The following is a 14,227-nucleotide window of genomic DNA, read 5'->3' as shown; positions in this document are numbered from 1 at the left end:
ACTTGGCATGGAAGGGAGTGTGAACATAAGGTTATGCGGGCAATCAAATCCATCCTATTAGTACTGCTGCTGCTATGTCTGTGGATCCCGCCGATTTATGCCTCCGTGCCGATCTGGACCATGGAGCAGGGGCTGACGATCAAAGCGATGTCCATCTCCGAAGACGGCGAGCAGGTGGCGGTCGGCACGCAGAATGCAACCGCAATATTGCTTCAGCAAGATGGCACGCAGCAGTTCGAATTTGCGGCAAAAAACGTCGTTACCGGTGTCGCGCTTCTGAATGACGGGCAGATGCTGGTCTCCTCCGACGACCGGCATCTGTATAAGCTTGATGCGAAGGGCGAGGAGATCTGGAGCCGGGATTTCCGAAAAATGATCAAGAATTTATCGGCAACACCGGACGGCAAACGAGTGATCATAACGCTCCACAACGAAAGCGTGATTCGTTTGCTGGACGAACAGGGAGAGGTGCTGCAAGAGATCCCTGTGGGCATCGCCGTGAAGACAGCAGCCTTATCGCCGAATGGGCAATGGCTGGCAGCGGGTGCGGCCAATCAGTATGCTTATATGTTCGGCCCTTCCGGAGAGCAGCTATTTCAGATCCCCCTAGATGGTGATATCCAGCATGTGGCTGTCGGCGACAATGGCACGCTGGTCGTAGGATCGTCCAACAACAAGGCGGTCATCTACTCGTCCGAAGGCGACAGCCTTGGAGAATTGGTGACCAAGGACAAGGTCACATCTGTCCATATCACCAATGATGGAGCATTTGTTGCGGTCGCTGATTATTCCGGCAATTATTACGTGGCGGACGAGGGCGGCTCTCTGCTGTGGAGCACGAAGGAGGTTGGTGCCGGCCAGCAAATCCGATTCAGCGCTGACGGCACGAGGCTCTTTGCAGGATCGGATCAAGGAGCCGTTTTCCAATATGAAGTCGGAGCCGTGCTTGCGCAAGGCAAACAAGCGGCGATGACTCAGAAGATGCTTCAAATCGGGGCGGTCGTGGTCTCCATCGTGCTGATCGCACTGTTGTTCCTGTGGCTTTGGCGCAAGAAGCCCCACATCCTTCAGCGATTGTGGAGGAGCAAGCTGGCCTATGCCATGCTTCTGCCGAGCTTCACGCTTCTGATCATATTCCTGTATATCCCGGCTTTCTCCGGCTTGATTCATTCCTTATATGACTGGAATCCGGGGGCCAGGAGCGAATTCATCGGCCTGGACAATTTCAGGCGCATGCTGAATGATCCGTACGTCACCAAAGGCGTGGGCAATCTTCTGATCCTGATCGTGACCGGGCTGATTAAGGCTCTCATCCCTCCGCTAATTGTAGCGGAGCTGATCTACCATCTGAGAAGCAAGAGATCACAATACGTATTCCGTACGTTCTTTGTTATTTCCATGGTCATTCCATCCGTCGGCATGCTGCTGGTCTGGCAGGATATGTATGATCCGAACATCGGTCTCGTGAATCAGGTTCTGCGGATGATCGGGCTCGGCTCGCTTAGCCATGCATGGCTGGGAGACCCGAATACCGCGCTGTGGGCTATCATCATGATGGGCTTCCCGTTCGTCGGCATTCTTCAGCTGCTGGTGCTCTACTCGGGGCTGATCGCCATTCCGGACGAGGTCATTGAAGCGGCCAGGATCGACGGGGCCAAATCCTTCCGGATTATCCGCACCATCCATCTGCCGCTGCTGGCCGGGCAATTCAAGCTGCTGATCGTGCTCGGGCTGATCGGCATCATCCAGGACTTCGGCTCGATTCTGATCGTAACGGGGGGCGGGCCGGCGGATTCAACCTACGTACCGGCGCTGCAGATGTATTTTGCCGCTACGAAATTCAATGATCTGGGGTATGCCTCGGCGCTCGGCGTCAGCATGTTTGCCATCATAATGATCATTACGGTCATCAATATGAAATTTATCAAAACGAATACGGACTAGGAGGGGAGCGGCATGAATACCAAGGCAAGGCTTGTTCAGCAGTCGGCGCTTTATGTGCTGCTTACGGTTTTTGTAGGATTAACCCTCGCCCCGATCGTCTTTACGCTGATCTCATCCTTCAAAAATAACGCCCAGATTCTAGGAGGCATCTGGACGCTGCCCGTCCCGGCGCAAATCGGCAATTATGCGGAAGCGTTCGCGGCCATTTGGCGCTACACCTTGAACACCGTGCTGTATGCGGCGGTGGGAGGCACGCTCGTGGTGGCCTTGTCCGCTGTGGCGGGCTACACCTTTGCCAAGAAGGAATTCCTCGGCAAGGAGTTGCTCTTCATGATGATGCTCGCGATCATGATGATCCCGGGCGTGATGACCCTCATCCCGTCGTACGTGCTGTATGCGAACCTGGGCCTGGTCAATACGCCCTGGGTTATTATTATCAGCGCCGCGGCTGGAGGACAAATCTTCGGCACGTTTCTGTGCAGAAGCTTCATGGCGGGGATTTCCAATGAGCTGTTTGATGCGGCCAAAATCGACGGCGCAGGCGAATTCGTCGTTTTTACGAGAATGGTGCTGCCGTTGTCGGTTCCGGTTCTCATGACCCTGATGATCATGCAATCGGTCGGTATTTACAACGACTATATTTGGCCGCTGCTCACGATCAAATCGAACAGCATTCAGATGATTGGCGTCGGTCTTACGCAGTTTACGAACCAGTTCGGCATATCCAACATGGGCGTGGAATTCGCAGCTTATATCATTTCGGCGATTCCGCTCGTGCTGCTGTTCAGCTTCGGGATGAAGTACTACATTCAAGGGGTTACGCAGGGTGCCTTGAAAATATAAACGACGGACCAAATGGAGAGAGATGGATGAATATACACAGACAAGCGGAGAAGATTCCCAGCTGGATCTGGCACCGGGAACGGGAAGGCAGACGACGGATCGTGCTGGAGAGATCCTTTGTTCTGCAAGAGGCGGAGCGGATAGAGATGAAGCTTGCCTGCACGGGAGAAGTGGAAATCATGCTGAACGGAGCGCCCGTTGGTCGCGTTGCGGAGCACGCCAGGCATACGTCGGCATTCTTCAAGGTAGAAGGATTGCCGGACCGGCTGGAGCCGGGGGCGTACACGATTCGTTTGGAAATCTGCAACACGGTATCGATGCCCATGCATCCGATCAACATGCATCTGCACGACCGCTCGGTCGGCTGTATCGCGTATATAAGCGGAAGTGAAGGATTGTGGCTGGCCACGGACGAGACCTGGAGCGCTGGCGATTCCCCCGCCGAAGTGGTGTGCGTATGGGGCGAGGAGCCCTTCGGTGATCTGGACGGGGCTCCCGGCTGGTTCATTGCCGGCGGTTACGGCGATATCGCTACCGAGCCGATCCATGGCGTGAACGTTATGTCGGTTAACGGCATGGTGGCGGACTCTGATCAGGATGGCGCCTTTCTTCTACAAGGGACTACAACCGGACCGATCCTCCTGGGGGAGGTAAAGGCCCGGAACGAGCGGCATATTTTCTACCACCTCCTGAAGCAGGGCGAGTGGAAGGAACGCCGGACGCAGCAGCGCCAGCTGGATTTAAGCCGGGTGCCGCAGCTGCTGCTTGAACTGCCTCAGGAGCTGAACGTGCGGTTCTGGGTCGAGAACAGGGGGGATACGGAGATCGGTCTGTTGTGGAACGGCGCGGAATCTTTGCAAGAGCTGCTGCATTACGACGGATGTATGACCGAATGGCTGACCGTGCCTGCGGGGAGCGCCGTCGCAACCAATCCCCAAGGCATGCGCTACGTCAGGATGTACGTGAGCGGGGATTGCGGAGCGCCCTTCCAAGCCGAGATTCGGCTGGAGGCTGCCGGCGTTGCACTGAACCAGGTCGGGCAATTGCAGGTCGATCAGCCGTTGATGCGGCGAATCTATGATGTATCAGTCCATACAAGCCGGGTATGCCACCAAATCGGGCTGTGGGATGGCATCAAGCGGGACCGTCTGAATTGGGCGTACGATATTTATTTGGCAGCCAAAACCGAATATTCGCTGTGGGACGATTACTCCGTCCTGAAACGGTCGCTTCGCGAGCTGGGCCGGACGCCTTACGGCTATTGGATGAACAATCTGCCCTCCTATACGCTGTGGTGGCTCAGCAGCATTTGGGATTACTACTTTGAGACGGGCGACCGTGCGTTTGTGCTGGAGCTCCGGGAGGAGCTGCTGCGGCATATCGCCTGGGTAAGGGCGAATGCGGATGCCGGCACCGGGGTATTCATGCCGGAGGCCGAGGGGACTTACTCCTTCATCGAATGGTCGCCGATGGCCGAGTCCGAGTCCTGGGCGTGCTTAAATGCGATTTATAGCATGACGAAGAGCCAAATGCAGCAGTTGGCAGGGGATATACCGGAGCTTGGCATTCAGTGGGGTGAGCCGCGCGCGGAGCTTGACGAGAGCCGATTCATCGGCTCCTCCTACGCGTTGCTGACTTCGGTCATCGGCATTAAGAGCGGGTATGTCGGTGAAGAGCATGCACGCCGGTTTCTGCTTGGCTATCGGCTGAGGGACCCGCTCACCCCGCTTTCGGCTTATTGGCTGGCCGAGTGCTATTCGGAGCATGGCATGCATGAGCGGGCGTGGGAAGTGATTGCCACCGTGTGGGGGACGATGCTGGATGCGGGAGCAACGACCTTTTGGGAAGGCGTGAGGCTGACGCCGAGCAGCGATATTCACCACGCGCTGACCACATATACTGCGTACAGCTCCTACAGGATGAGTCTGTGCCATAGCTGGTCCAGTACGCCGGTCGTGTGGATCGCCAAGTATGTGCTCGGCATTCGGGCGCTTTCTCCCGGATATGAACGCATTGCGTTTGAACCTCATGCCATCGGAGGGCTGACGGCGGCAAGCGGCGTGATCCCGAGCCCGCGGGGACCCATTTCGGTGGAGTGGAGATTGGAGGAGGACGGTCGTATGATCAAATCGGCCCGCATCCGAGGGGCGGAGCTGGCAGGGAGGCTGGGATGAAAGCTGAATTGCACAAAAAGAAGGCGTCATGGCAGGCGAGCTGGATCTGGGGAGACATTCCCCCCAATACGCCGAATGTTTACCTGGAGGCTCGAAAGAGCTTTGATCTTGAAAAACCAGCTTCCCGAGCCCGGCTGTTCGTGTCGGCGAATCAAAAATATCAGGTGTACCTCAACGGAAGCTTTGCGGGAGGAGGCCCGTCTCCCGCTGACCTTCAGTGGAAATATTACGACGAAATCGACGTAACTGGCCTGATCCGCTCAGGAAGGAATGCGCTCGCGATCGTCGCTTACAACTTCGGAACCTCCGATATCGTGACAGGACAGATGCAGGGTCCGGGCGGCCTCATCGCTGAGCTGGAAATAGAGATGGGCGACGGGACACTGGCTGTTATTGCAACGGATACCGACTGGAAGGTCCGCCGTTCGCCAAGGTGGATGGCCCAGGTCTCCAGGCAGCATTTGTGGAACGGTTTCCGCGAAATTTACTTGGCGGAGAAAGAGGATGGCTGGGAGGAGCCCGATTATGACGATGCTTCATGGGCCGGAGCATCCGTAGTCGCAGCTGCGCTGGATCCGGACTCCCCTTGGCCGCGGCTGCTTCCCCGGGAGATTCCGCCGCTGGAACGGGTATTGGCGAAGCCGGCTGCGATCGTCCGGACGGACTCCAATTTCGGGGTCAGCGCCGGAGAATGCCGAATGCTGGCCGAAGCAGCGCAAGCATCGGCCGGAGCCGGCGGCAGCGGCTGGGATAGCTGGACGCTGGATGCAAGCGCCCCCGGATCGCTCCCCGGGGTGGTGTTCGACTTCGGCAAGGAAACGGTAGGGTACCCCGAGCTGGAGGTTCATGCACCGGAAGGCGGCGTCATCCAGCTGTCGTATGGGGAATCGCTGGAGCTGCAGCTGTACGATACGTTTATTCTGCGTCCAGGGATGAACCGGCTTAAGCCGTTCGGTCGGCGGGCATTCCGGTTTCTGCAGGTGTCGTGCCAGGCGACGCCGGTTCCGTTGAAGGTGGCGCATTTTGCCGTCGAATCCGTGCATTATCCGTTTGACCGGTCCGGTTATTTCCGAAGCAGTGATGAGCGGCTCAACCGGATCTGGGAGGTCGGCGTCTACACGACCCTCGTCAACAGCCAGGATCATCTGGAGGATTGCCCGCTTCGGGAGGAGGCGCTATGGGTAGCGGATGCCGTGGTAATGGGCAAAGTGATTTACCATGCTTTCGGCGACGAACGGCTGCTTCGTAAATGCTTGCTGCAAGGAGCGCGCATTCAGAATCCGGACGGCTCCATTCCGGGTACGGGGCCGGAGCGAAATTCGTTCCTGCTGCCGGATTTCTGCGCGCACTGGCTGTTCGGCGTGCACGCCCATTGGCTCTACACGAAGGACCGCGGGTTTCTCGGCGAAATCTGGCCAGCGGTCGAGCGGCTCATGGCGTGGTTCCGGGACCAGGAGGATTCCAGCGGCTTGTTTGCACGGGCCGACAGGCCAGGCTGGTGGTGCTTTATCGACTGGGCCGATTACATCGATCGGCGGGACCGGGTGACGGCCGTTTCCTGCTTCTATTACAAGGCGCTGGGATTGGCGGCGGATCTGGCTGCCGAGATGGATCTCCACGATTTGGCAAGGCAGTGGCGGGAGCATGCGGCCCGGCTGAGGACGGCGATCCGGGGGCAGATGCGGAAGCCCGGCGATATCGTATTCGCTGATTGCATCGGTCCGGAAGGGTTGTCGGCTCAGATCACGGCTCAGACCAATTTTGCTGCCGTCTGGTCGGGCGTTATGGATCCGCAGGAAGCCGATCGGTTTCTGGATGAATGGTATGAGGCCGGGAAGCTTCCTCCTTTAAAGGGCGCTTTCTTCTATCATGTGGTCCTTGAAACGCTAATCGGCAAAGGGAGAACCCGGCGCGCGCTGGACCTTATTCGCGAATACTGGGGCGGAATGCTGGACCTTATTCGCGAATACTGGGGCGGAATGCTGGACCGCGGAGCGACGACCTGGTGGGAGACGTTCGATCCAGCCCTGCCGTTCAGCACGGTGCCGAGTCCGTATCAGGGACACACGCCGACCTATCTGATCGATCATATCCCTGTGAGCTTCAGCCATGGTTGGGGGGCGTCGCCCAGCTATATTTTGACCCAATATGTGCTGGGATTGGATTTGAGACGGCTTGGCGATCGGGAGGTGCGAATTGAATTCGATCCGGGTGATTTGTCCGAGGCGGAAGGAGCAGTGCCAACCCGTTACGGGCTGATTGAAGCCCGCTGGAATCGAAAGGAAGGGGGAGGTTTGCGCTATGAGCTGACGATTCCGCAATGCCTGACGGTGAAGGCTGAGCAAGGAACGGAGCTTGTTGTGAGCACACGAGAAGGGATGATTGTGTAACGGATCCGGAACAATGCGGAGGAGAGCGGAAAGGGGGTGAATGGTGAAGCAGCAGTAATATCCGTGTGTGAACATATTCATAGCCATGCGAGGAGGATTGAACGTGAATAAGCTGAAGAGGTTCATGAAACCGCTGCTCGTTGCCGCCATGGCGGCGATTGCCCTGCAATCATTCCCTGCGGGGATTGCCCTTGCAGGTACGTATGACCCTGACCTGACAGCATCTGCCCATGTCAGAAGCGTCTCGGGTTACACGCCGTCCATCATCATCGATGATTTTAATCAGCCTGACGAGGTGAACCAGCCGGGGAAATGGAGCGCGGGAGCCGGTGCGGAGAATGTTACCTATGCCGACCGGTATGCGAACGGCCCGAATACGCCTTATGAGGGAAGCCATACGCTGGAGATTTGGTCGGACCAAGTCAAAGCCTATGAATGGAGAACCGTATCCAAGGAGTTTGATCAGCCCATTGACTTATCGGGAGTAAACTATTTAACGTTTGCGGCAAACAGCTATGGCTGGCAGACGGAGGATTATCTCATTAAGGCGACGTTGTTTAACGGAGACGAAGCCTACGAGAGCATTGCCAAGATCAACCCGAACAGCTGGAACAAAATCGCGGTATCCATCGAGGATTGGGCGCATCGGGATGCGATCACGAAGATCGAATTCGCGTTCATGCTCAATTTTGACCACGGCGGCTTGAAGCCAGGAGATCCCGGCTATGAATATTGGGGAGGCAATTATCAAATCGATTATCTCAGCGGGTCGAACGCGATCGGCATGGACTTCAACATCGACGGTGAAACGGAAGGATTTACCGCGCAGGGGGCGGCCGTGAGCGCGGCCGGCGGCGAGCTGCTGCTGGATGTGTCGGATGCTGCTCCGGTGCTGCAGTCTCCCATGATCATTCAGGACATCGAGCATTACAATACGCTCAGCGTAAAGCTTCGGAATGATGCTTCGTTCCATAAAGTAAGGGTCGAATGGGTGACGGAGGAGAGCCCAGCCTGGGACACCGCCAAATCGGAGGAATTCGATATTGCGGCTAATCACGCCTCGTCCGCCGAGTATGAGTTCAATCTGTCGCTGAGTCCCGACTGGACCGGTACCTTAAAACAGTTCAGGCTGTCGTTCTTAAGCGAGGACGGAGCAAGCGGAGGACAGATCGGCATCGATCAGATCCGGTTCAAGCAGCTGGCGCCGATCGAGCGTTTCCCGGGAGAGCTGACCAGGCATGAAATCGCCTCCTCTCTCGACCGGATCATCATCGAAGGAGTGCTCGACCCGGAAACGGTCGATTCCTATGAGAGCGCAAAGCTTCAATTGTTTGAGCTCCAGCCTTACGAATCGGATCGAGACCTGCAGAATCGGGCGCCGTTAGCCGAGCAGGATTTGTCCGAAAGATTCACGTTCGACATCGGCTTGGCGGACGACGCGGGCCATACCCGGATATATTCCAAATTCGCCGTTGCCATCGTCCGGCAGGACGGGACAATCGACCTTGTAGACCGAGCCAAGTATGTGAGCAATCCGGATGCGCTCGCGCTCGGAACTTATCCGTTCCCGGTTGCGAAGAGCAAAAAGGGGCTCCAGGTGCAAATGGTGGGCGATGCGGAGGATTTGGGCATCAGTCACGCGGCGCTGAACGTGGACTACAATAACGCCTTATATATCGATGGCACGGTTAACCCGGCCAATACGTTCGAATACGTGCATGAGGGAGAGACCTTTTACTTCAAGAAGGATTGGATCGAAGAGAGGGATAATTCCATTAAGAGCTTGTCGGATAACGGGGTGACGGTATCCCTGATCCTGTTGATGTATAAGACCGGGATGGACGCCACAACGCCAAACCGGTATCTCCTCCATCCGGATGCGACCGACGGCATTGTGTATGCCTTCAATACAACGGATGAGCTCGGCATGAAGTACTATAAAGCGATTACCGCCTTCCTGGCGGAACGCTACACGCGCGAGGACGAGAAATACGGAAGGGCCGTGAACTACATCGTCGGCAACGAGGTGGACGCCGGGGAGACATGGTACAACATGGGCAATGATAAGACGGTGCGAGAGTTCGTATCGGACTATGCCCGGACGGTGCGTCTGACGAATACGATCGTAAAAAGCTACTACAGCAACGCCAGAGTATACATCTCGCTCACGCATAACTGGGACCAGCAGCTGCCGCCGACACAGATCGGCTCGTTTGACGGCCGCTCGATTATCGACACGCTGCAGGCGGAGATTGCTGCGGAAGGCGATATTCCATGGCATATCGCTTATCACCCATACCCGGAGAACCTGTTCGATCCGCGGGCATGGATTGCACCCCAGTCGCTGGAGCGATTCGATACGCCAAAAATCACGTTCAAGAACCTGCACATCCTTGTAGAATACATGAACCAGCCGAAGTTCCTCTACGGTGATAAGGCGCGCCGGATCATCCTTTCGGAACAGGGCTTTCATAGCGGCGACAATTCGCCGGAGAGCCAGCGGGTGCAGGCGGCCGCTTATGCGTATGCCTATTACATTACCGATTTTCTGGACGGGATTGACTCCTTCATCTTGCACAGGCATGTGGATCATGCCGGAGAATACGGCTTGAACCTCGGTCTGTGGACGCATGATCCAGACACGAGCAAAGGCTTAAACATCCCTGACGAGCACAAGCTCGTATACGATGTGTTCAAATATATCGATACCGAGCGCTCGCTCGAGGTGACGGAATTCGCAAAACCGATCATCGGCATCGGCGATTGGACGGAGATCGCGCCGGCTTTTGATGCCAGCAAGCTCGCGCGGCGGGAAATGCCGGATGCAGCCCAGGCCGAGGCGATTCAGGCCGGCCAGCTGGAAGGGGCCGAGGTCAGGTTTGATTTCGAACAAGACGATCAAGGCTGGACCAAAGCGGAATACGTCTCCCAGGTCGGAATGGATGATTCCATCGCCGCCAGCGGCAGCCGGTCACTGAAGGCATCCGTGATGGGGAGAGCACAGCTGGGCGACAGCAAAGGGATTGCCAAGACGTTCGATCAGCCATGGAGCGCCGAAGGCAAGCGGTACCTGTTCTTCGGCATTTATCCTTCGCAGGGTCCGGCGTCGGCCGAAGCTTATACTGTACGGGTGAAGATCTACAGCGATCAGCATATACTTGAAGCGGAAGAGAATGTCCCGGCGAAGCAGTGGACCCAAGTGGCAGTCGATCTTGGAGAATGGGCGCATAAGGACCGCATAACGAAAATTAAAATCTGGATTGCCCCGGAGAACCGGATTCCTTGGTCTGGCGGTTCCTTCCATGTCGACGGCATCGGTCTTGCGGACAGCATCGAACGGGTGAAGCTTGCCGCAGCTGTATCGCCCGAGCAGCCGGATGGACGCGGGGATTGGTACCTTCAGCCGGTGAACGTGTCCATCGAGGCGGAAGGCGGCGTACCTGAAGGCTGGAGCATTCAATATCGCGTCAACGGCGGAGAGTGGCAGGCTTACGACGCCGCATTTACGATCGATACGGACGGTGTCAATACGGTCGAATACCGCGCCGTCCATACATCGGGTGAAACTGGAAAGTCCACATCGCTGGCCATTCCGATCGACCGGACTGCGCCGAGCGTGAATGTTACGCTTGATCAAGCGGTGTTGTGGCCGCCGAATCAGAAGCTCGTGCAGGTGAATGCGGTCGTGGAAGCAAGCGACGAAGCTTCGGATATCGACTCGGTCGTTCTCACGTCGATTACGAGCAATGAAGAACTGCAGCCTGAGGATATTCAGGATGCGGACTACGGCACGCCCGATACCGCCTTCCTGCTGCGGGCAGCAAGGTCAGGCCAGGGCTCCGGCCGAATCTACACGATAACGTATACCGTTACCGATCAGGCAGGCAATGAGACGGTTGTTACGGCTGAAGTACAGGTACCGCATGACGGGTCAGAGATGAAAGAGAGTGGTTTGGCAGAGGTCGAATGAATAGGGGATGGACGACATGCTTAGGATACAAAATCCAAGGGTCAACGGGCTCAATGCGCCGCCAGGGCTGGATGAGCGGGTTCCTGTATTCTCCTGGCAGTTGACCGGCACTAGGCGGGGAGAGGAGCCGACTGCCTGCCGGGTGAAGGTAGCCTCAACGAAGGCGGGTCTTCGCAGCGAGGATGGGGAAGTCTTATGGGATAGCGGGAAGCGCTGCGGTCATGAGCTGTCCCTGTCTTATGAAGGACCTGCGCTTCGCGGAAACCGGCGCTATTGGTGGCAGGCCGAGGTGTGGGACTGCGACGGGAGCCGTTATGCCATGGAACCTGCCTGGTGGGAGACGGGACTATTCTCTGGCGACTGGCAGGCGGAGTGGATCTGGCGAGCAGGCGACATTGTGATCAATGATTTCGTCTATTTCCGCAAAACCTTCGAGCTTGGCGCACCGGTCGTTCGCGCAAAATTATTCGTCTCGGCTCATCATATTGTGCAGTTGTATGTAAATGGGCAGCGGGTAAGCGGCTTCGGGTCGCCTGCGCCGACGGGAGTTCCCCGCCGCAAGTTTTACCTGGCGTATGACGTCACCTCCTTGTTGTCCCATGGCGCCAATTGTATCGGGGCATGCGTCCATTATCTGGGGGGCAGCGGCCAGAACTATGTCGACGGCTCCCCGGGACTTCTGCTGCAGCTTCATGCGGAGCATGCGGACGGCAGCGAGTCGCTCGTCGCCTCCGATCGGAGCTGGCGGACGCTTCGGCGCATCCCGCATCGGATCGGGACTTCTTATCAACAGAACCGCCGTCTGTCCGCCGTGGAGGATTACGACGGGGGCCAGCTGGATCCGAGGTGGCTTACTCCGGCTTACGACGATTCATTATGCGATCCTGCCGTGGCGGCCAGCCCGGATTGCCGAGCGTGGCCGCTGATGTGGCAGCGGCTTCCGGAAGGCGCGGAGCTGGAGCTAATCCAGCCGACCACCGCGGGGCAGCCGAGGAAGGGGGCAGAAGGCTGGGTTCAGGTGTTCGATGCGGGGAAAATCGTCTCCGGTTGGCCGCGGATCACGCTTCCCGGCAAGGCCGGGGTGACGGTGCAGCTGCGTTACGCCGAATCGCTGGACCCGGACGGCCGGGTGCCGCATCAGGTCTGCAATGAAATCTCGCATAGCTATTTCGACCGTTATACGATGCACGGCCGGGGAGGTCCCGAGTGCTGGCAGCCGGATTTCAGCTACAAGGCCTTTCGCTATGTCGAGGTGAGCGGATATCCAGCTCCTCTGGAGAAGGGGCAGCTGACCATCTGCGCAGCGGGAACAGACATGGAGCGAACGGGACATTTCCGCTGTTCCTCCGCTTTCATCAACAAGCTGTATGACGTTTGCATGCAAACCCAGCGCAACAACGTGCTGGGCCAGGTCGTGGACTGCCCGCATCGCGAGCAGGCGCAGTATTTGGCCGATACCGATCTGCAGGCCGAGGCCTTGCTGTATAATTTCGAAGCGGTTCCGGTGCTGGACAAAACGCTGGGGGATTTCGCGGACGGGCAGCTTCCGGATGGCACCTTTCCGTTCGTGTTCCCGTCGAACTACTTGCATCCGGACTTCAATCTTCGTATTCCGGAGTGGGATTTGCATTATGCGACGCTGCTCTGGAAGCTGTACCGTTTTACCGGGGATCGGCAGCTGCTTCTCCGCCATTACGGGCCGATGCGGCAAATGATTGACGCCTACATCTCCGGGGCGTCGCCGGAGACCCGCTTAATACCGGTCGGAGATGGCTGGCATATCAGCGATTGGCCATATCCAACGGTTGAGCATGAGGGCGAGTTCCTGACGGTGCAGCAGATTAAAGCTTGGCAGGCGCTCCGGATTGCGGCGGAAGCGGCGGATGTGCTGGGCAAGGCGGAGGACCAGGAAATGTATGAACGACAGGCTGCGGCATTGCGCTCAGGTATCCTGACTTTCCTATACGATCCGTTCCGAAAGCTGCTTCGCGACAGCTCCGGCTCGCAGGCCTTCCACCAAGGCGTGAATGCGTTGGCGATCTATGCCGGACTGCTGCCGGAGGAGGACCGGGAAGCTGCGGTGGAAGCCGTTGCGGGTATGCCATGGGAGAGCAGAACCGTGCTTTCGCTGCCGCTGGTGCGCTTGTTGTTTGAGGAAGGACGGTCTGAATTGGCTTATCAGCTGCTTAGTAAATCCGATTACCCAGGTTGGGGGTATATGATTGCCCAAGGCGCAGAGACGCTGTGGGAGGGCTGGGACGACATCGAGTCCCACTGCCATGCGTGGAACGGGTATCCCGCCAGACTGCTGCAAGAATATATATGCGGTATCCAGAGCGGCAAGCCGGGATTTGCGGAGGCTCGAATCCGTCCCTTTTTCCCGGATGAGCTTGAGTTCGCCGAGGCTGCGGTGCCAACTGTGAGGGGAAGCATCAATGTGCGCTGGGAGCGGGTTCTGCGCGGCGGGATTCGGCTGCGAGTTACACTGCCCTGCACGATGAAGGGGCTTGTTGTCCTTGATTCGCGGCCTGATCGTCCCATAGCAAGCATAGCGGACCGGGATGAGCCGGTCTGGGAGGATGGGGCCGTCCTTCGGGACGTTCCGGGGATCGCGGGGTGCCGGCTTTACGGAACGCGGCTGGAATTGGAGCTTCTGTCGGGGGACTATGAGCTGATGATTCGATATGCCGGTGAGGGCTTGTAGCGATTTTTGGCGATTTTCCAAGAGAGTACGCTCTGGACGGTGAAGCGGAAAGTAGGATTTCGGACATAAGGTAACCGAGAAATCATGAAACGCTGGAATACGGCAGAAATGGTGTAGCGGCTAAACACTGGAATGGAACGGGAAATTGAAGGGAGAGGTCCGCTATCGTCGCGGGATCTCCCTTTTTTATGAAGTGTTATAG

General features: G+C 57.3%; 6 protein-coding genes. All 6 read left to right on the top strand.

Annotation, left to right across the window (positions count from 1 at the left end):
- The first annotated feature begins 33 nt into the window (after positions 1 to 33).
- The 6 genes from MKX76_RS21125 to MKX76_RS21100 all read left to right on the top strand — a co-directional run bounded on the left by MKX76_RS21125 (position 34) and on the right by MKX76_RS21100 (position 14,025).
- Positions 34 to 1,944, top strand: a complete 1,911-nt coding sequence (locus MKX76_RS21125; protein ID WP_028404136.1) for an ABC transporter permease subunit — start codon at positions 34 to 36, stop codon at positions 1,942 to 1,944.
- A gap of 12 nt (positions 1,945 to 1,956) precedes the next feature.
- Positions 1,957 to 2,787, top strand: coding sequence for a carbohydrate ABC transporter permease (locus MKX76_RS21120; RefSeq protein WP_007132630.1), 831 nt, complete (start codon positions 1,957 to 1,959; stop codon positions 2,785 to 2,787).
- Positions 2,788 to 2,813: 26 nt separating this feature from the next.
- The gene (locus MKX76_RS21115) at positions 2,814 to 4,961 is read left to right on the top strand and encodes an alpha-L-rhamnosidase C-terminal domain-containing protein (protein ID WP_341034566.1); all 2,148 of its coding nucleotides are present in this window, start codon (positions 2,814 to 2,816) and stop codon (positions 4,959 to 4,961) included.
- Positions 4,958 to 7,351, top strand: coding sequence for a family 78 glycoside hydrolase catalytic domain (locus tag MKX76_RS21110; RefSeq protein WP_341034565.1), 2,394 nt, complete (start codon positions 4,958 to 4,960; stop codon positions 7,349 to 7,351). Before MKX76_RS21115 ends, MKX76_RS21110 begins: the two co-directional genes overlap by 4 nt.
- Positions 7,352 to 7,454: 103 nt before the next feature.
- Positions 7,455 to 11,321, top strand: coding sequence for a DUF5722 domain-containing protein (locus MKX76_RS21105; RefSeq protein ID WP_341034564.1), 3,867 nt, complete (start codon positions 7,455 to 7,457; stop codon positions 11,319 to 11,321).
- A 16-nt stretch (positions 11,322 to 11,337) separates the two neighbouring features.
- On the top strand, positions 11,338 to 14,025 hold the full coding sequence (locus tag MKX76_RS21100; protein WP_341034563.1) for a family 78 glycoside hydrolase catalytic domain: 2,688 nt from the start codon (positions 11,338 to 11,340) through the stop codon (positions 14,023 to 14,025).
- The last annotated feature ends 202 nt before the right edge of the window (positions 14,026 to 14,227 follow it).

Origin of the sequence: Paenibacillus sp. FSL R5-0810, assembly GCF_038002285.1 — a bacterium.
Lineage (GTDB): Bacteria > Bacillota > Bacilli > Paenibacillales > Paenibacillaceae > Paenibacillus_AQ > Paenibacillus_AQ lactis.
Note: the sequence above shows the minus strand (reverse complement) of the source record. Positions and strands in the feature narration are given on the sequence as shown.